The 18,078-nt window shown below is 71.8% G+C and carries 14 protein-coding genes; 8 read left to right on the forward strand and 6 right to left on the reverse strand.

All coding sequences use genetic code 11. The features are described 5' to 3' along the window. Positions 1-501 precede the first annotated feature (501 nt). Entirely contained in the window at positions 502-1,374 is an 873-nt protein-coding gene (locus tag ACWCXH_RS37910; RefSeq protein WP_449806056.1) for a CAP domain-containing protein, read from the reverse strand. Between the two features lie 244 nt (positions 1,375-1,618). On the opposite strand from ACWCXH_RS37910, the gene ACWCXH_RS37915 reads away from it, so the two are divergent. Continuing rightward, complete coding sequence (locus ACWCXH_RS37915) at positions 1,619-1,870, forward strand: hypothetical protein (protein WP_449806057.1); 252 nt, start codon at positions 1,619-1,621, stop codon at positions 1,868-1,870. Between the two features lie 25 nt (positions 1,871-1,895). Continuing rightward, entirely contained in the window at positions 1,896-3,914 is a 2,019-nt protein-coding gene (locus ACWCXH_RS37920; protein ID WP_449806058.1) for a glycosyl hydrolase, read from the forward strand. A 222-nt stretch (positions 3,915-4,136) separates the two neighbouring features. Here the strand turns inward: ACWCXH_RS37920 and tpg are convergent, their stop codons facing one another. After that, positions 4,137-4,682, reverse strand: coding sequence for a telomere-protecting terminal protein Tpg (gene tpg, locus ACWCXH_RS37925; RefSeq protein WP_449806059.1), 546 nt, complete (start codon positions 4,680-4,682; stop codon positions 4,137-4,139). A gap of 96 nt (positions 4,683-4,778) precedes the next feature. Further along, a complete protein-coding gene (gene tap, locus ACWCXH_RS37930; protein WP_449806060.1) occupies positions 4,779-7,241 on the reverse strand; it encodes a telomere-associated protein Tap in 2,463 nt (820 codons plus the stop codon). A gap of 310 nt (positions 7,242-7,551) precedes the next feature. On the opposite strand from tap, the gene ACWCXH_RS37935 reads away from it, so the two are divergent. The 3 genes from ACWCXH_RS37935 (at position 7,552) to ACWCXH_RS37945 (ending at position 11,622) form a co-directional block, all read left to right on the forward strand. After that, positions 7,552-8,478 (forward strand): hypothetical protein, encoded by a 927-nt coding sequence (locus tag ACWCXH_RS37935; protein WP_449806061.1) that lies wholly within the window; start codon positions 7,552-7,554, stop codon positions 8,476-8,478. A 124-nt stretch (positions 8,479-8,602) separates the two neighbouring features. Beyond that, complete coding sequence (murJ, locus tag ACWCXH_RS37940; protein ID WP_449806062.1) at positions 8,603-10,285, forward strand: murein biosynthesis integral membrane protein MurJ; 1,683 nt, start codon at positions 8,603-8,605, stop codon at positions 10,283-10,285. Positions 10,286-10,395: 110 nt separating this feature from the next. Then, complete coding sequence (locus ACWCXH_RS37945) at positions 10,396-11,622, forward strand: M6 family metalloprotease domain-containing protein (RefSeq protein WP_449806063.1); 1,227 nt, start codon at positions 10,396-10,398, stop codon at positions 11,620-11,622. Positions 11,623-11,973: 351 nt separating this feature from the next. On the opposite strand, the gene ACWCXH_RS37950 is transcribed toward ACWCXH_RS37945, so the two are convergent. After that, a complete protein-coding gene (locus ACWCXH_RS37950; protein WP_449806064.1) occupies positions 11,974-13,146 on the reverse strand; it encodes a cytochrome P450 in 1,173 nt (390 codons plus the stop codon). Positions 13,147-13,532: 386 nt separating this feature from the next. On the opposite strand from ACWCXH_RS37950, the gene ACWCXH_RS37955 reads away from it, so the two are divergent. Then, positions 13,533-14,261 (forward strand): SDR family oxidoreductase, encoded by a 729-nt coding sequence (locus tag ACWCXH_RS37955; protein WP_449806065.1) that lies wholly within the window; start codon positions 13,533-13,535, stop codon positions 14,259-14,261. A gap of 84 nt (positions 14,262-14,345) precedes the next feature. Here the strand turns inward: ACWCXH_RS37955 and ACWCXH_RS37960 are convergent, their stop codons facing one another. Then, the gene (locus tag ACWCXH_RS37960) at positions 14,346-14,945 is read right to left on the reverse strand and encodes a cysteine hydrolase (RefSeq protein WP_449806066.1); all 600 of its coding nucleotides are present in this window, start codon (positions 14,943-14,945) and stop codon (positions 14,346-14,348) included. A 117-nt stretch (positions 14,946-15,062) separates the two neighbouring features. Beyond that, a complete protein-coding gene (locus ACWCXH_RS37965) occupies positions 15,063-16,307 on the reverse strand; it encodes an MFS transporter (protein WP_449806067.1) in 1,245 nt (414 codons plus the stop codon). A 138-nt stretch (positions 16,308-16,445) separates the two neighbouring features. Here ACWCXH_RS37965 and ACWCXH_RS37970 point away from each other — a divergent pair, with 138 nt between their 5' ends. Continuing rightward, positions 16,446-17,381 (forward strand): LysR family transcriptional regulator, encoded by a 936-nt coding sequence (locus ACWCXH_RS37970; RefSeq protein WP_449806068.1) that lies wholly within the window; start codon positions 16,446-16,448, stop codon positions 17,379-17,381. A 203-nt stretch (positions 17,382-17,584) separates the two neighbouring features. Next, positions 17,585-17,893 (forward strand): hypothetical protein, encoded by a 309-nt coding sequence (locus tag ACWCXH_RS37975; RefSeq protein WP_449806069.1) that lies wholly within the window; start codon positions 17,585-17,587, stop codon positions 17,891-17,893. Positions 17,894-18,078 lie beyond the last annotated feature (185 nt).

Below are 18,078 nucleotides of genomic sequence, written 5' to 3' on the forward strand. Positions count from 1 at the left end.
AGGCCCGGGTTGCACGGACTCTCCCTACTGAAAGTAGGACGTGCTCTGGTAGCACCGCTGACGCCTGGCGAGGAATCATCTCCCTCGCGACGAGAAGAATATTAGCAGGTCAGCGGCCCGCCGCTGAAGTCGGACCAGCCGGCCCGCTGCGCCGCGCCCGGCGGCCGGGCTGCTCGCCCTCGACCACGGTCTCCACGGGCGGCGCGGTCCAGTCGACGGTGCCGTCGGCCTCCGGCCACCGCTGGTGTGCGACGGCGTGGGCACGTTGCCGGGTGATCGGCCAGGCGGTGCAGCAGAACGGGTTCGGACGGACTCGTACCCCGACGCCCGGTCCGGAGCCGCTCGGTGAGTTCGCGCTGGAGGTCGCCGGGGTTCCGGGAGTGCAGGGCCTGGTAGTGAAGCAGCGGTGGCGTCCTCCGGGGCCTGCCGCCACCGGCGCGTTGCCGGTGGCGTGGCCAGGACGTGGCGGATCGGCCCAGGACCGACACCAGTGAGCCCGTGTCAGCCCGCGAACTCGTGCACGCCCCACCAGCCGCTGGAGTCGTGGTAGAGGCCGACGCCGATCTCCGTGTAGCGGGGGTTGATCTGAGCGGCGTGGTGCCCCGGGGATTCGGTCCACATCTTCTGGAACTGCTCGGCGGCTTGTTCCCCGGTGAGCGAGGCGTCACTCCACATCACGATGCACTCTCCGGTCAGCGTCCGGCTGCCGGTGAGGCTGGGCCCGGCACCGGAGGCGTTCTCCGAGTGGGCGAACCCGGTCTCGCGCATGTGGCGGGCCCAGTTCACGGCGAACTCCGTCAGGTCGTCCTTGACGACGAGGGCCGGCACACCGTTGCGGGCACGCTCCTCGTTGATCAGCTTCAACGAGAGCGCCTCGGCGCTGCCCGCGGTCCGGCCCGACCCGGTGCTGTCGGGGTTCGTCGGGGCCGGGGCGGATGTCGTGCGACCGGGGTTTGCCGGGGTCCCGCCCGACGCCGCGCTGTCCGCGTTCGGCTGGGCCTTGGCCGGCGCGCCGGTCGAAGTCCGGGTCTGGACCTGGGGCGGACTCTGGGTCCGGTTCTGGCCCGGGGGTTGGGTCGAAGTCTTCGCCGTGGCCGGGCCGGAGGGGTCCTTGGTGGCCGCCGGGGTGGTCGGTGCGGGCGCGGCCGGAGGAGGCGTCGTCTCCTGGCTGGTCGCGGAGGCGGACGCCGACGGGGAGGCGACGGCCGCGGACGGCGAGGAGTCGACGCCGGTCGCCGCCGCCTTCGCCGGAGCGGCACCTGCCGTGTCCGTGACGGACCCGCCGTTCTGCGGACCGCACGCGCTCAGCGCGGCGCCTATGACACCGGCGGCCAAGACCGCGGCGATCATCTGCCTTGGACGAACAGACTGCATGAAACAGGCTCCCTGGGTTCTCCTGGCAGCTCGGAGCGACTGCGCGGCCGTACCAGCACGCGCGCCACCCCGACCGGCCGACGCGTCTTGCGCCGACATCACAGGAGACCGGCAGGCTCGGCGGAGATAACACCTACCGAGGAGATTGTGATCCTCGCCACCCCGGCTCTCCCATCCGCGCCCACCTTCGGGCCGGACCAGCGGCGGGCCCCTCGCCGAGGAGGTCCGCACCGGCGATGTCGCGGTGATCGGCTCGGAGGAGTACGTCGACTGCTCCGAGCAACTGCTGCCCTGGCAGGCGGTCGAGGCCAAACTCCCGGAGTACCTGGCGGAGGCCGGCCCGCGCGCGCCGGGCGACAACTCACCGTTCGACGGCAGCGCCTTGGTCACCCGGCTCCGGCGCCGCCTCGGCGAGGCCGCGGCGAAGGTGGTCACCTGCGCCGCCGGAGCGCCTGCCACCACTGCGGGCGCGGCGCCACGGCCGCGGCGGCCGTGAAAGCAGAGCGCGTTACAGTCTGATCATGCTTCAGAAAGCTCGCGCCGCAGTGATATCGGCACTCCTGCTGGCTCCCCTGGTCGTAGCGGCCCCGGCCGCCCCGGCCGCCCCGGCCGCCCCGACGGCCACCGCCGCTCCGTCCGATCCGCAGGCCACTCCGGCCACCGGCCGGGTGCTCGACTGGCTGTCGCACCTGCCGGGGCGGGCCGGCAACCGGGTGGTCTCCGGCCTGTTCGGCGGCTACAGCGGTTCCGCCTTCTCGCTCGCCCAGACCGAGGACCTGAAGACCCAGACCGGCCAGTACCCCGGGCTGATCGCCTGCGACTACGGCTCGAACGGCAGCTCCACCATCGACTCCTCCTGCAACGCCGACCTGAAGAACTGGTCGGCCAAGGGCGGCCTGGTATCCGTCAGCGCCCACATGCCGAACCCGGCTCAGCCGGGGATCCAAGGCCTCTACACCCACCTGGACGACTTCCAGCAGCTCACCGACCCGGCCACCACCGTCGGCGCCACCTGGCAGCAGACCCTCGACCGGATCGCCACCGGCCTGGCCGACCTGAACAGCGCCGGCGTCCCCGTCCTGTTCCGCCCGTTCCACGAGATGAACACCTCCGGCGCGGGCGCCTTCTGGTGGAGCGGCCAGGACCCGGCCACGTACGTCTCCGTCTGGCAGTACACCTACCGCTACCTCACCCAGACCAAGGGCCTGCACAACCTGCTCTGGGTCTACTCCCCGCTCTGCGGCACCGGCGACCGCACCGCGTACTACCCCGGCGACGCGTACACCGACGTGGTCGGCCTCGACTGCTACCCGAGCGACCCGGCCGCCGCGCAGGGGTACGGCGAACTGACCGCGCTGCACAAGCCGTTCGCCTTCGCCGAGATCGGCCCGCCGAACGACCCCGCCACCCACGTGCCCGCGCCCGCCGGTTACGACTACGCGCGCTGGGCCGACGCGATCCGCACCCGGTTCCCGGCCACCACGTACTTCCTGGCCTGGAACGACAAGTGGAGCCCCACGCTGCAGCTCGGCGCCTCGGCGCTGATGAACGACCGGTGGACGGTCAACCTGGGCGGGATCACCCTGGCCGCCAAGACCGACCCGGCCGGGCCGCCGCGCCCGCCGGCGCCGGGCACGGTGCTCGAGGGCTTCGAGAACGGGCCGCACGGCTGGGGCGGCTGGCAGACCTCGAACGGGCCCTGGGCGGTGAACGAGTGGGCCTCCCAGCAGAGTTACTCGCTCAAGGCCGATGTCGACCTGACCCGGCCGGAGATCTACCTCAACAAGGTCGCGCGCCAGGACCTCAGCGCCTACGGCACGCTCTCCGTCGACGCCCGCACCGCCCCTTGGGGCAACCAGGCCGCCGGCACGACCGCCAAGCTCTACCTGCGCACCGGCGCCGACAGGACCTGGTACGACAGCGGTTCCACCGTGGTCGGCCCGGACGGCGCCGTGCTGACCATGTCGCTCGCGGGCGTGGCCGACCTCAGCGACGTCGAGGAGATCGGGGTCCGCTTCGCCCCCGCGCCGGGTGCCTCCGGCCAGAGCTCGGTGTACGTCGACAACCTGACCGCCACCACCCCGGCGAGCACGCTCGGCGACTTCGAGACCGGACTCGACGGCTGGGGCGGCTGGCAGATCAAGAACGGCCCCTGGTCGGTCACCGAGTGGGCGGCCCAGGGCACCCGCTCCCTCAAGGCCGACGTCCAGCTGGAGAGCGGCGAGGCCTTCCTGCTGCGCCACTACGCCACCCCGGTCGACCTGACCGGCAACCTCACCCTCACCGCGACCGCCCGCACCGCCCCCTGGGGCAACCAGGCCGCGGGCACCAAGGCCAAGCTGTACGTGAAGGCCGGTGCCAACTGCGACTGGTACGACAGCGGCACCTACCCGGTCGACGCCAACGGCACCCAGCTGTACTTCAACCTGGCCCGCGTCCCCGACCGCACCAAGGTCTGCGAACTCGGCGTCGACTTCGTCCCGGCCGCCGGGGCGAACGGCCAGTCGTCCGTCTACGTGGACGCGGTGTCCATGCGCTGAGTTCTTGAGCTGATGCTCCTTGCGGACTCGGAGCCGGGCATGATGCGGCGTCAACGGCTGCTTCCTGCACCGACGTTCACGCGGGCAAGGCGTCGTCCGCAGGTGAGCGGCCGACCCCTGTAAGGGCATGCTCCACCCGGCCGGGGCCGTCGAGAACGGGCCCGGCCGCCGGGCAGAACAACCGGAGGACAGACCGGCAGGGCGCGGCAGCCTCTGAAGGGCCTACAGCTCCACGTCCATCCACGCGATGTCGTTCAGCTCGACGTCGAGCCCGGAGGCGCGGCGCCCGCCGTCCTGGAAGTAGTGCTCCCGCAGGGCCTCCGCGAGCAGCGCCTCCTGCTCGGCCTGCGGGGCGCCGGCGTCCCGCGCGGCGTAGAGACGGCGGGCGACGTCGCCGGGCAGCTTCTGCGTGATCACCCGGGGGCGGGGATCGTCGGTCGACCCGCCAGCGGCACTGAACCCGAACGTCGCGGAGATGTGCAGCATGAACCCCTGCTGCTCGGCGGCACGGCGCACCCGCCGCCTCACCCGCGGCTGCCACGTGGCGCGGACCTTGGCCTCGATGGCCTTCGCGGCGGCCGGCTTCGGGACGGCCTGGCCCTTGAGCCAGCGCTGCACAGTGCGCTGAGAGACACCCAGGTCGGCGGCGAGCCGCCTGGTGGAGCCCTTCGCCCCCTTGAGCAGGAACCGCATCCGGGCCTGGACGGACTGCGGGATCGGACGCGTCCGCTCGGCACGCTCCAGACCCTCGTCGATCTCCCGGCTCACGCTGCTCCCTTCCCGGCCGCCGAGACGGCGGTTACTGCTGGCGGTTGGTCATGGTGTGAGGCCGGGCCCGCGGTGCGCGGGCCCGGCCCGGGCGGGCTACTCGTCGTGGGAGACCCGGCCGCCGGTCTTGATGTGCCGGCCGGGGTTGGCACCGTCCGCGACCAGCTCCAGGACTTCCGGCATCGGCCGGGAGCCCTCGAACTTCACGTGCCCCGGCGACACGCCCAGGCGCAGGGCGGTGGTGAGGGTGCCGTCGGGGCGGGCGAGGACGTCCAGGGCGTCAGGGCCGGGGGAGGCGAAGACGGCGCAGTCGGAGAGGACGGCGAAGGCGTGCAGGCCGGTGTCGGCGGCCATGCGGCGCAGTTTGCGGTGGAAGTTGACGGTGGCGGTGTCGATGACCAGGGCGCGCATCAGCGGGTCCCAGGTCGGGCGCTCCAGTGCGGCCCAGCGCTGGCCGGGCTTGTAGCCGTGGCCGCGGGGGCGTTCGCGGAACTTGCCGATGGTGCCCTTGGCGGTCTGCTTGACCGCGTGCAGCACCGCCAGTTCCGCCGCATCGCCCTGCTTGAGCCGGGCCATGGCGTCCAGGAACGCGAACGGGTCCTGGCCGGCGAGGTCGAACGGGACGCCGAGGGCGGCCATGGTGTCCAGATAGGCCTGCCGCAGGCGCTTGTGCCACGGGTCGAGGTAGGGGCCGGACTCATGGCGCAGCCAGCCCTCGGCCGGTTGGACGTCGGCGCCGAGCTCGATGGCGTAGGCGACCTTCACCGTCGAGTACCAGGCCGGTCCGGTCGGGCGGGAGCCGTCCGGCGTGAACGGGCTCGGGAGCAGCGGATCGGTCTCCACCCGCGACAGATCGACCAGCCAGCTGCCGGGGATCTTCTTGTCGAAGGCCGGGCCGAGCTCGTGCACCGGCTTGCCGAGGGGAAGCGTCAGCCTGCCCGCGGCCGCGAGGAAGGCCATGTTCACATCGAGGCCGACCGCGTACGGCGCCACCCGCTCCTCCTCACCGAGGGGACGATGCCAGTCCCACGCCTCCGTGACCAGCTCGCCGCCCGCCCCGCGCTCCTCGGCGAGCGGGTGCACATCCGGGACCTCCGGCGGCGCCGGGTCGAACGCCTCCCTGGGCCGCGAACCCTCCACCGGACCGGAGGACCAGCCGGCCTCGGTGCGCACCGCCTTCGTGGGCGGGCGCAGCGCGGTGACGAGTTCCAGGCCGGAGACGGCGGTGGAGCCGCGGGGGGTGAGGACGCGGGCGGCGTAGGTGCCGAGCAGGCGGGCCAGGCCCGGGGCGTCGAGGCCGTCGGGGATCTGCCAGCCGCCGGAGGCGAGGGCGCCCCAGGCGGGGATGCACAGCTGGACGCAGACGCGCCTGCCGTCCTCGGGGGTGCGGTAGACGCGGGCCCAGGGGCCGAGGCCGCGCCGGGTGAGCAGCCAGCCGGCCTTGGCGAGGGCCTTGACCTGCTTGTGGGCGTCGGGCAGGCGGCCCAGGCGCGGTACGAACTCGGTCTTCTCGTCCCGGCCCATCGGCGGCAGGCCGAGCTCGGCGAGGGCGGCGTCGGTGAGCACGACCAGGGCGTCGCCGTCCTTGCCGTGCCGGTGCAGCCGTCCCTGGCCGAGCTTCGTCTCCAGCGCCCACTCGACCACGTTCGCGAGCGTGCGCCCGCCCGGCGCGGTGGGCGCCGGGCTGCCGTCGGCGAGGTAGGCCGCCAGGCCCCGGCCGTCCGGGGCGGTGTCCACGACCGCGAGCGGTCCTGAGGGGAAGCGCGCGGCGGCTGCCGCCTCCCAGTCCGCCGGCTCGGCGGCAGGGGTGCTCTTCGCCGGGGTCTTGCGCGCGTGTGAGGAAGCGGCCGGCCGCGACGCCTTGGCGGGACGCGGCGCAGCCGCCGGGACGCCCTGGCGGGGCGCTTCGGTCGGCGCGGGACGGGTGGCCGGGACCTGCTGAGCCGGCTGGGGGGCGGCTGCCGGCGGGGCTGCGGCCGACGCGGTCGTACACCATCCGCCCATGTGTACGGGGCGGCCGCCGGAGCGGTAGGGAGTCGGGCGCCCGCACCGCGCGCACGGCGCGGGCGGCTCGGCGACGAGGTCTCCGGCCGCGGTGCGGTCGAGCTCCATGGCCTGGTCCTGCTGCCCGCCGAACGCCGACGGGACCACCGGGGCCGGGGCGGGGGCGGGGGAGACGGCCGTCCGGACGGGAGCGGCCTCCGAAACGGCGGCTGGGCGCGCGGGCTCAGCCGCCGTTTCGGCCGCCGGGGCCGAGGGGACGAGGCCGGTGGCCTGCGCCCGGAGCAGCCATTCGGTGGGCTCCACCGTGCCGTGCCGCAGCGCCAGCGTCGCCAGGAACCGGATGTAGACCTCGCGCTTGGGCGGCCGCGGCTCCGTCGCCCCGGCCTCCCACCGCACGATCGTCTCCCGGCGGGTCTTCAGCGCGGCCGCCAGCTCCTCCTGCGTGTACTCGCCGAGCTTGCGCAGCCGCTCCCGCTCCGCAGGCACCGGCAGGTCGTCCACCGGGCGCGGACGCTCCAGCAGCGCGTCGATCGACGCGAACAGGTCCTCACTCACGACCACACCTCCACGGCACACACCCTAGCCTGAAAGTCACTTCTGGAACGCACATCCTTGGGGGGTGCAATCCGTAGCTTGCGACTGGAACGCGCCATCTTGCGAGTGCACGAGTTCGTGAGCTCGATCGTGAGCCTGTGGAACAGCACGGCGGGTAGCCGGGCAACCCGCCCACCCGACCACAGCGCACACAGTCGGGGGCGGTGTCCAGGCGTACGGCCGAACTGCGTAAGGTGACGGCCGCCTCAGCCAGAGGTGATCGTCTCGAAGGGGAACGGTGCGGTACCAGCGATCCAGGGCGCGGCAGCGTGTGGCGGACCGTCAGTGGCTCAGGGCGGCCCGGCGGGCGCGGGCCATCCGGGAGCGGAGGGAGGCCGCGGCTTCCACGGTTGCCAGGCCACGGCGGCCTCGCCGGACAGCCGCCGGGCTGCTGGCCGTTGCGGCGGCGTTCGAGCTGGTGGTCCTGGTCTGGTTCATCGCCCTGCTGCCACCGGCGTTCCACGATGCCGACCGGTACCGTGCCGCCCTGCCCTGCCCGGCCGCCGTGACCCGAGGCGACTGTCTGGCCGTCGGCACCGAGGTCACGTTCGAGGTGCATGCGGAGGTCGGCAAGGACCCGGACGACCGGATCGTGGTCCAGGCGCTCGGCGGGGACGGCCGGGAGAGCATCCGCCTGCACGGAACCGAGCCCGTCCTCAGCCGAGTCCACCCCGGAGACCGGGTCGAGGTCGCCCGATGGGAGGGCGAGCCGGTTTCGGTGGCGTGGTCCGGACGTCGGCAGTACGCCGAGGAGCTGCCGACCGACGGTCCGTACATGGTCCTGGCGGGGATCACCGGCGTCGGCCTGGTACTCGCGGCGACGCTGTCGAAGGCCCGCCGCAGCTGGCGCGGCGACACCGGCTCCGCGTGGGACCGCGATCCGAGCTGGGTGCTCGTGATCCTGGCGGCCGTGGCCCTGATGCTCGGACTGCTCGGCGTCCGGCTGCAGAGCTTCACCGTGCAGTTGCTCCTCGAAGTGCTGGCGGCCGGCCTCGGCGCCGTCAGCCTGCGCCTGCTCCGCCCGCCCCGCCCGGCACCTCCCGAGCCCCTCGTCCCGCCCCGCCCGCGCCGCGCTCGTCGCCCGGCCGTACGGCTGCGCGGCGTCCCGCCGGGCAGTCTGGTCCGGCGGCGGCCACCGCGGCTGGGACAGGGCTTGTCCATGATCGCCTCACCGCGGTCGGCCGTTCACCGACGTTGATTGTCGACGCGAGTTGCCGACACTGCCCACCTGCGGGTTCGTGATCACGGATCCGGGTGTCGGCAGACGGTCGCTTTTCGACACCGGTCTCCGAAGTGATCTTTGTAGTCCTAGAGTTGAGGCCATGATTGATCAAGGGGGCACATCGGCGGCGGAGACGGATCATTCCGGGCGGCGCCGTCACGCGAGGCGTCGTTCGGGGGCCGCGTCAGGGGGCCTGCTGCGCTCGTCCGCATTGATGGCGGCGGGCAGTGTGGTGTCGCGCGGTACGGGGATGTTCCGATTGATGCTGCAGGCCGCCGCGCTGGGTACGCTGGCGGTCGGGGGCGCGTACAACACCGCGAACACCCTGCCAACGAGTCTCTACACGCTGTTGATCGGTGGTGCGCTGAACTCGGTGCTCGTGCCGCAGCTCGTCCGGGCGCGTACCGAGCATGCTGATGGCGGTCAGGCTCACGAGCAGCGGTTGGTCACCTTGGTGCTGAGCGTGCTCGCGGTCGGGACCGTCGTCGGCGTGGTGCTCGCTCCGTGGATCGTGGGCCTCTACATGCCGGACACGCCGGACAATCACCAGCTGTTCGAGTTGACGGTGGCCTTCGCCCGGTTCCTGCTGCCGCAGATCTTCTTCTACGGGCTTTTCTTCATGCTGGGCCAGGTTCTCAATGCCCGCGGCAGGTTCGGGGCGATGATGTGGACGCCGGTCCTGAACAACATCGTGTTGATCACCATGTTCGGGCTGTACCGGTGGCTCGTGCCGGCCACCGGTGACGCCGCGTCCGTGACACCGGCCGAGGTGCGGCTGCTGGGGATCGGCACCACGATCGGGATCGCTCTGCAGGCGGTCTGCCTGATCCCGTATCTCGCCGCAACAGGGTTCAGGTGGCGCCCGCGCTTTGACTGGCGCGGCACGGGCCTGGGCAAGAGCGTGGCTGCGGCGCGCTGGACCCTGCTGTTCGTGGGAGTCAACCAGGTCGCCCTGACAGTGGTGACGCGCTACGCCAACGCGGTGGACGCGGTCGTGCCGAAGGCCGGCGCGGGCAACAGTGCCTATTTCTTCGCGCAGAACCTCTGGATGCTCCCGCAGGGCATCATCACGGTCTCGGTGGTCACCGCGATGCTGCCGCGGATGAGCCGAGCAGTGGCCGAGCACCGCATGGGCGACGTCCGCGAGGACCTGTCCCGGGGGCTACGGGTAACCGGCGTGGCGATCGTCCCGGCCGCCTTCTTCTTCCTGGCCTTCGGACCGCAAATCGCCACGGTGATGTTCTCCTACAGCAGCAGCGGGGCGGCCCCGGCACAGCCGCTCGGCCAGATGCTGCAGGCCTTCGCACTCGGCCTGGTCCCCTTCTCCGCCCAGTACCTGCTGCTTCGCGGCTTCTACGCGTTCGAGGACACCCGCACCCCCTTCTGGACGGCGGTCTGGATCTCCGGCCTCGACATCGGCCTGGCCACTGGCTGCCACCTCTTCCTGCCCCCGCGCTGGGCCGTCATCGGCATGGCAGCCGCCTATGCAGCGTCCTACGCCGGCGGCCTGCTCGTCACCGGGCTCAAGCTGCGCCGCCGTTTGGAAGGCCGCCTGGACGGCAAGCGGCTCGTGCGCACGTACGGGAAACTCACGGCGGCGGCGGGGGCCGCCAGCGCCGTCGGCTGGGCGGTGGCGCGCACCTGCTCCGGTGCCGTCCCTGCTCCGGTCGTCGGCTCTGCGCTGGCGCTGGCTGCCGGCGGTGTCACGATGCTGGTGCTGTTCGTGCTGCTGGCCCGTCTGCTCCGCATCTCCGAACTGCGGAGCCTGCCCGGCCTGGGCTGACCGGTGGCCCGGTTCTCCTGCGGCACCCAGGAACCGGAAGCCGGCCGGATGCGTGGAAGGTCTCAACCACCCTGGCCCGAAGTCCGGATCGCTTCCCCTGAAGGCACATCATGAACATTCCACCCGGGACGCGGCGCACTCGCCTCGCGGCTCCCCATCTCGCCCTGTCCGCCCTGCTCGCTGTCCTTGCCCTGGTCATCGCCCCCGCCAATCCCGTCCAGGCGTACACCGGGAGCACCTCGGCGTGTGCGCTCCGGGGGACGACCGGTTACACCGACGAGGGCCAACAGACCGACTACACCCGGTTCCAGAACCCGGTGGGGACCAAGCACGTGGGCGTGATCTACGTGGACTTCCCCGACGCCGTCGGAACCACACTCCCCCTCACGCCGTACGACAACCAGCTCTCCGGCGCCGCCGACTGGATGTGGAACGCCTCCAACGGCCGGACATGGCTGGACCTTCAGGCCCCGTTCGGCAACTGGGTGCACATGCCGAAGAACTCCACCGACTACAACTGGGAACGCGGATTCTCCTGGACCACGCACCAGGCCTATGTGAAGGACGCGCTCACCGGCGCCGCCGATGCCGGCGTCGACCTCTCCCAGTACGACATGTTCTACGTCGTGCCGACCAGCACCGCAGCCGCGATCGGTCACTCTCCCACCTTCATCCAGGACCCTGCCAACGCGACCTGGGTCTGGAACGCGGCGACGCAGAGCTGGGTGGCGATCCACTGGGCGGTGACCTTCGGCCAGGACATGTGGACCTGGGGCTTCAAGGTCGCCGATCACGAGACCGGCCACACGTTCGGCCTGCCCGACCTCTACGCCTTCAGCGGCGATCTGAACCAGTACGTCGGCGGCTGGGACATCATGGGCAGGATCAACGGCCCGGCCCCCCAGTACTTCGGCTGGGAGGCGTGGAAGTTCGGCTGGATCACCGACGGGCAGATCTCCTGTCTGTCCACGGCCGGCACGTACTCCACCACCCTGAACGGACTGGAGTACGGGGGCACCGGCTACAAGCTGGCGGTAATCAGGACCAGCGCCACTACCGCCTACGTCGCCGAGTCCCGCAAGGCCGCCAACAACGACTCCAACGCCTGCGCCACAGGCGTGGTCATCTACAAGGTCGACACCTCCACCACCACCGGCAACGGGCCGATCCAGGTGGTGACCAACCCCAACGCCGCCGCACCCGCCGGGAACTGCACCACGCTGGACATGCAGACCTGGAAAACCGGCCAGTGGTTCCAGGACGACACCGCCCGCATCCGGATCTACGTGAACAGCTCCGACTCGTTCAACGACACGGTCTGGACCTACAAGTGGTGACCGCATAGCACGGGAGCCTCCCGACGTCGACCGGCGGCGACCACTGCACGGCGATCACCGTGACGTTCGCGCGCCGTCGCTTCCTCGCCCCCGGATCGGACACTCGGCCTCGGCCCGAAGACCGGGCGCGGGTGCCTGCACCCCGATCGGGGCGCAGGCACCCGGTGACGCGCCTACTGAAGGATCTTTGTGTGGAGGCGCATCACGCACACGTGTCGCCGTAGCTCAGTGCGGTGCCACCGGCGACATCGCACATTGAGGTTCAGTCGTCATCGGCGTTCCACATCCTCATAGTGCCCTCCCAGCCCTCGGGGGGCTCAGGATCTGTGAAGATGCGTCGGATGGCGGCGATCAGGGCGGCCATGGTTCACCTCCTTTCTGAAGCGGTGTCGGGCGGGGGCTCGGGGTGCGGTGCAGAGTGAAGGGCCGGGGGAGGTTGCGGTCGGTGACGACTGGTCGTGTGTCGCCGCCACGAATGGTCAGACGGGCGTGCCGGGTGAGGCCGGTCACCGTTTCGGTGATCAGGGTGTGGGCGACGGCGGCCCCGGCGCAGGTGAACGGCCCGGCGCTGAAAGGGAGGTAGGGGCCGCAGGCGCCTGCTTCCGCCCAGCGTTGCGGGCGGAACGTCTCCGGGCGATCCCAGCGGCGGGCATCGTGGTGCAGCAGGTAGGGGCTGACGGACAGCACGGTGCCGGCCTGGAAAGGGATGCCGCCGTACTCCAAGGGGTGAGGCGTGCGTCGGCCGACCATCCAGACCACGGGACGGTGCCGTGCGGCCTCGCGTACGACCCGGTCCACCGGCCAGGGCCACGAAGAGCCCGGCGGGCAGTGCATGCAGCCCAGGAGCAGCGACCACGCCACCGCATCACTGACGGTTCCCACGATCGATCTGCGCAGCAGACCGTACAAACTGGTCACCGTTCGGTCGGCGGCCTCGGCGGGGCAGGCGGCGATCACGACATCCAGCAGATCACGCGGTTCACCGCCGAGCGTGCGCTCTTCCCGGCGCTCCCGCACATGCTCAGTGATCGCCGCCCTCAGCCTGGGGCGCCACACCTCCGCCCGTGCCCGCTGCCGGATGCTCGGCGAGGCGCCGATCAGGTTGGCGTCGACGAATTGCCGCTGCACCTGCCGTACGGCCGGTGCCGACTGCGGGTGCAGCAACAGGTCGGCGATACCCGCGTACACCAGCCGGGGCCCTGCCGCCGGCCAGCGACTGACAGCAGGCAGATCGGCCACCGCTTCGGCCAGACGCTCACGGTACTCGGGCAGGTACGCCCGCACCGTGCTGCGCACCGCGCGGCCGAGGGCGATCTGTGCAGACCGGGACGGGAGAAGGTCCCCGAAGAAAGGGGCCATTCCCGCGTTGAACAGCGGGTCGCGCAGCACCGCGAGGGCCAGCTCCGTATCGCCCACACACCAAGCGCCCCACGGCAGATGGAACACTCCAGTGGACGCGCGGCGCGCCGAGTCCGCAAGGAAGCCCAGGGGATCGCGCCGCCAGCGCGCCTGGATGACCCCCATCGAGCCCCCCTCTCACACCGCTACGGATCGTCACCGTTCACCGGTACCCACGATCGAGGTTGGTTTCCATGGCGAGGGCTCCGACATGCCGACCCGGCCGATACGTCACCCGGCCGTGTGGCCTGCGGCGCCGTGATGACGGTGAGTGCCCGGCGAACGCCGGCCGCATACGCGCGCCCGCAGTCCCAGGGACCAACCCCTCGCCGTCCGTGAGGATGCGGCCGGTGAGCGGGATCCGGGTGTAGAGGGTGCCGGTCAGCTCCCAGCAGGACGTGGGACAGTTGTCGAGGTCGGCGATCGGCCACCAGACACCGGGGCTCGGGCCTTCGTCCTCCAGGCAACCGCAACGCACCGCGCCAACCGATCCACGAACCAGGAGCCACCCCATGGGATTGGACAACCATCGCGTCGTCATCACGGCCGCCGGCCGTGACTTCGGGCGAACCCTGGCCATCCGCCTCGCGGACCTCGGTGCCGAGGTCTTCCTCTCGGCACGCGAACTCGCCGCCGCTCAACGAGTCCGCGACGAGATTCGCGACCGCGGCAATCAGCGGGTGCACGCTTTCGCCTGCGACCTCACGGACCCCGCCGCAATCCGGGACTTCGCTTCCGACGTCGCGGAACACACGGACCGCGTCGATGTGCTCATCAACAACGGCTCCCGCTGGCTCGAAGGGCCGGACCTGCTGTCCGCAACCGACGCCGACGTTGTCGACACCGTCGCCTCCGGTGCCACCGGCACAGTCCTGACCGTGAAGAACTTCCTCCCCCTCCTGCTCAACTCGGACAAGCCCGACATCGTGACGATGGTCTCCGCGTGCGGAACCGCGGGCCACCACCGGTCGGACGCACATGACGCCTTCTACGCAGCCAAGAGCGCCCAGGCGGGGTTCACCGAGATCCTCTCGAAGCGCCTGCGGCCCCAAGGAGTCCGGGTGATGTCTCTCTACCCGCCCGACTTCGACAACGCCGACCCGCTCTCCGAGGAGTGGGACACCACCCCGCGCGGGTCCAAGGACGCCCTCACCGCGCATTCGCTGGTGGAGTGCATCCTCTTCGCGATCGCCCAGCCCCGCGACTGCTTCATAAAGGCGTTCCACTTCGAACAGGTCTGACAACTACCGCCTGTGGTCCCTGCCGGGCCGCCGCACCGGGTGCGAGGGGCGGCGGCCGGGGGCGGGATCGGTGGGTGGTTCGGGTCAGCCGGCCCGGAGCAGGACGGACAGTTCGGCGGTGTCGATGATGTGGGCCCGTGAGGGGAGGACGTGATGGAGCAGGGCGTGGTGGGCTTCGGGCGCCGGGTCGGCGACGCCGTCGGACAGGACGCAGAGCTGGTAGTCGCGGTCGGCCGCGTCGATCACGGTGGACAGGACGGCGCCGCTGGTGCTGATGCCGGAGACGACCAGAGTGGTGATGCCGCGTTCGCGCAGCTGCTGGTCAAGGTCGGTGGTGGACATGCCGCCGTAGCGGGTCTTGCGCACGGTGATGTCGCCGTCCTGGGGAGCCAGGCGCTCGTGGACGGCAGCGGCGGGATCCTCGTGGTGCATGACGCGGTACTGGGCCAGCGGGCCGAAGGACTTGTTGACGGCCGGGATCGCGTCCCAGTCGGCCTCGGTGAAGCTGACGCGTACGTAGGCGATGGTGCCGCCCAGCGCCCGGACGTCGGCGATGGCCCCTGCTGTGCGGCCGAGCAGGGCCTCGCGGTCCCCGTCGTCGGGGAGGGCGGCCAGGACCGCGGGCTGGCAGTCCAGGACGAGGAGAGCGGTGTGTGCGGGGTCGAGTGCGGGGGTGGTGCTCATACGGGTGTCCTCCTTGCTGGTGGTGTGCCCGGTCGGCGCGGACGCGTACGGGCGGCCCGGCCGGCCCGGCGGACCGGCTGTGGCCCGCGGGCTTCGGTGGCGGGTCGTCGCGGTGTGTCATGAGTGGCTGAGGGACGGTTCCGGCTCGGGCTGTGGCGTCTGGTCGCGCCGGGGAAGCAGGAGCGGGGTGGCCAGGATGAGCAGTCCCGCGGCCGTGAGAGCGGTGCGTGGGCCGGTGACGCCGGCGAGCAGTCCGCCGAGCGCGGTACAGAGGGCGATGGACGCCTGCTGGCCGGTCGACCAGGCCGTCAGGGTGCGGGCGACGAGGTGCTTGGGCGTGCGTTCGAGCCGGTAGGTGGCGAGCACCGGTGTGTACAGGCTCATGTTGATGACGATCGCCAGCTCGACGACCATCACGGTGACGAGGCCGACGACGCCGGGACGGACGAAGACCAGGCCGATCAGCCAGACGGCGCGCAGGGTGCCGACGGTCCGGAAGACCCGGTGCCGGCCGTAGCGGGCCACGACACGGTGGGCCAGCCGGGAGCCGATGAGTCCGCCCAAACAGGGGGCGGCGAAGGCGAGGGCGTACTGCCAGGGCGGGAAGCCGAGCCGGCGCAGGAGGAGCACGGCGAGCAGCGGCTCGGTGGCCATGATCAGGCCGGAGACGAGCATGTTGTTCAGGTAGAGCGCCCGCAGACCGGGATCGCCCATGATGTGCCGCCAGCCGTCGAGCAGTGCGCCCGCCCGGGCCGGGCTCTTGTCGCCTGCCCGCGGCGCTTCCTCCCGGCTGCGGATCGCGGTGATGCCCAGCGCGGAGAGCAGGTAGCTGAGCGCGTCGGCCACCACGGTGGTGACCGGCCCGAACAGGCCGATCGCCGCCCCGCCCAGCGGTGGCCCGACCGCGATGGAGCTCCAGTTCGTGGACTCGAACCGCGCGTTGGCCACGAGCAGGTCCTCCGGCCGGACGAGAGCCTTGAGGCAGGCGCCGCCGGCCGCGTTGAACGCGATCTTGGCCGCGGCGACCACGGCCGAGACCATGAGCAGCTGGACGAGACCGAGCCGGCCGAAGGCGTAGGCGATCGGGATCGTCGCCATGGCCGCGAACCGGGTCAGGTCCATCGCGATCATGACCGGGCGCTTGCGCCGGAACTCCACCCACGGTGCGAGCGGCACCGCGATCAGCGCGCCCACCGCAGGCCCCACCGCGGACAGCGCGGACACCTCGGCAGGGCCGGCGTGCAACACCAGCACGGCGATCAGTGGTAATGCCCCGAACCCCAGCCCGGACCCGTACGCGCTCACCGCGTACGCCGCCCACAGCCAGCCGAACTGCCGGCCCAACGCTCTCCTGCCCATCATTCTCAGCGCGCCCCTTGACGTCCCACTCGAACAAACCGATGTTGACCGGTGAGAGCTAAGCGATCAGCACAACAGCAGGTCAAACAACTGCCCGGCCCACTCTTCACAACCATCCGTTGTTCACTAAGGTGGGTCGGCATGGATCTCGAAGCCGTACGCACCTTCGCCGCCATCGCGGAAGCGGGCCAGTTCCAGAAGGCCGCCGCCGACCTGTCGGTCACCCAGCAGGCCGTCTCCAAGCGCATCGCCGCGCTGGAGCGCGACCTCGGCGTGCGGCTGTTCACCCGCACGCCGCGCGGCGCCGAGCTCACCATCGACGGGCAGGCGTTCCTGCCCCACGCGCGCGATCTGCTGCGCGCCGCCGAGCGCGCGGTCGCGTCCGTGCGGGCCGGCAGCCGTCCGCTGCGCGTCGACGTGATCGCCTCGCGCGGCGCGGCGTCGGGCCTGATGCGCGGCTTCCACGACGCGCACCCCGAGATCGACCTCGACGTGCTGATGCTGCTCGACATCGAGACGGCCGTCGCCTCCATCCGGTCCGGGGCGATCGACGCGTCCTTCCGTGCCGTCGCCGCGCCCGGCCGGCCCCTTCCCGAGGACATCGAGTCCGTCCGGGTGCTCGACGAACCGCTCCAGCTCCTCACCGGCCCCGCCCACGCGCTGGCGGGCGCCCGGTCGGTGACGCTCGCCCAGCTCGCCGGACACCGGATCTGGATGCCCGGTATCGTCCCGGGCAGCGAGTGGGCGGCCTACTACGACGACCTCGTCGCCGAGTTCGGGCTCACCATCGAGGCGACCGGCCCCAACTTCGGCTCCGACGCGCTCCTCGACACCGTCGCCGACACCCCGGCCCTGGCCACCTTCATGAGCGAGCACACCCGCCTCGTCTGGCCGGCCGGTCACGGCCTGCGCCGCATCCCGGTGACCGACCCGACGCCCGTCTACCCGCACTCGCTCCTGTGGCACCGCGACAACCCCCACCCGGCGCTGCCCACCCTCCGCGCCCACCTCGCCGCCACAGCGGCCGGCCACGGCGCCGCCGGGACCTGGGCGCCGGGCTGGGTGATTCCGCACTGAGCGCCGCCGCGCCTGCGGGACAGCCGTCACCGCGGCGCGCGCTGCGGCTCTGGCGGATCACCGGTGACCCGGCACCTGTCCTGTCCTGCCCCGGCGGCACGGCACCCGACGTCCTGACCGTACTCGGCCCGACCGCCGCCGCCCCCCTCCAGGACCAGCTCAGGGCGACGTACCGGGAGAACCGGAGCCACTGGCGGCTGGGTGTGGAGGTCGCGCACCTGATCTGGCGGATCACCGGCGACCCCGACGACGCACAGTCCGTCACGTGGTCGGTGCGCCTGGCTCTGCGCGAGACCCGCTTTCACTTCCCTTTCACCGTCCGCGTGCTCGCCCTCCTTGCCGACCTGGGCCCGCACGCCGCGGACGCCGCGGACGCCCTCTGCCACCTCCTCACCACTGATCGCAGACCGGTCATGCCCGGGGATTCCGACAGCATCCCCAACGACGACGAGCTGTGCCGGGTGGTCAGGGACGTTCTGGCCGGCCACCGGGCAGAAGTGATCGCGCGGTAGGAACTGCCCGCTGGGGTGTGTTCGCGCCGGAAGTCGGTCGCCGGAGGCCGCCACCGTCCTGGCCCGCGAACGGCCCGCGAACGCGAACGAGGTCCGGCACCCTGGTGGGTGCCGGACCTCGCCGACAGTGGAGCGCCAGGCTCAGCCGGTCGATGTCGCGGCGCAGCGTGCGGACGGAGACGCCG

The organism is Kitasatospora sp. NPDC001660, from assembly GCF_053596725.1.

Bases quoted from the DNA above. Each gene is read 5' to 3' on its own strand.
- ACWCXH_RS37910 (WP_449806056.1), bottom strand. From the start codon at position 1,374: ATGCAGTCTGTTCGTCCAAGGCAGATGATCGCCGCGGTCTTGGCCGCC.
- ACWCXH_RS37920 (WP_449806058.1), top strand. From the start codon at position 1,896: ATGCTTCAGAAAGCTCGCGCCGCAGTGATATCGGCACTCCTGCTGGCT.
- murJ (WP_449806062.1), top strand. From the start codon at position 8,603: ATGATTGATCAAGGGGGCACATCGGCGGCGGAGACGGATCATTCCGGG.
- ACWCXH_RS37945 (WP_449806063.1), top strand. From the start codon at position 10,396: ATGAACATTCCACCCGGGACGCGGCGCACTCGCCTCGCGGCTCCCCAT.
- ACWCXH_RS37950 (WP_449806064.1), bottom strand. From the start codon at position 13,146: ATGGGGGTCATCCAGGCGCGCTGGCGGCGCGATCCCCTGGGCTTCCTT.
- ACWCXH_RS37955 (WP_449806065.1), top strand. From the start codon at position 13,533: ATGGGATTGGACAACCATCGCGTCGTCATCACGGCCGCCGGCCGTGAC.
- ACWCXH_RS37960 (WP_449806066.1), bottom strand. From the start codon at position 14,945: ATGAGCACCACCCCCGCACTCGACCCCGCACACACCGCTCTCCTCGTC.
- ACWCXH_RS37965 (WP_449806067.1), bottom strand. From the start codon at position 16,307: ATGATGGGCAGGAGAGCGTTGGGCCGGCAGTTCGGCTGGCTGTGGGCG.
- ACWCXH_RS37970 (WP_449806068.1), top strand. From the start codon at position 16,446: ATGGATCTCGAAGCCGTACGCACCTTCGCCGCCATCGCGGAAGCGGGC.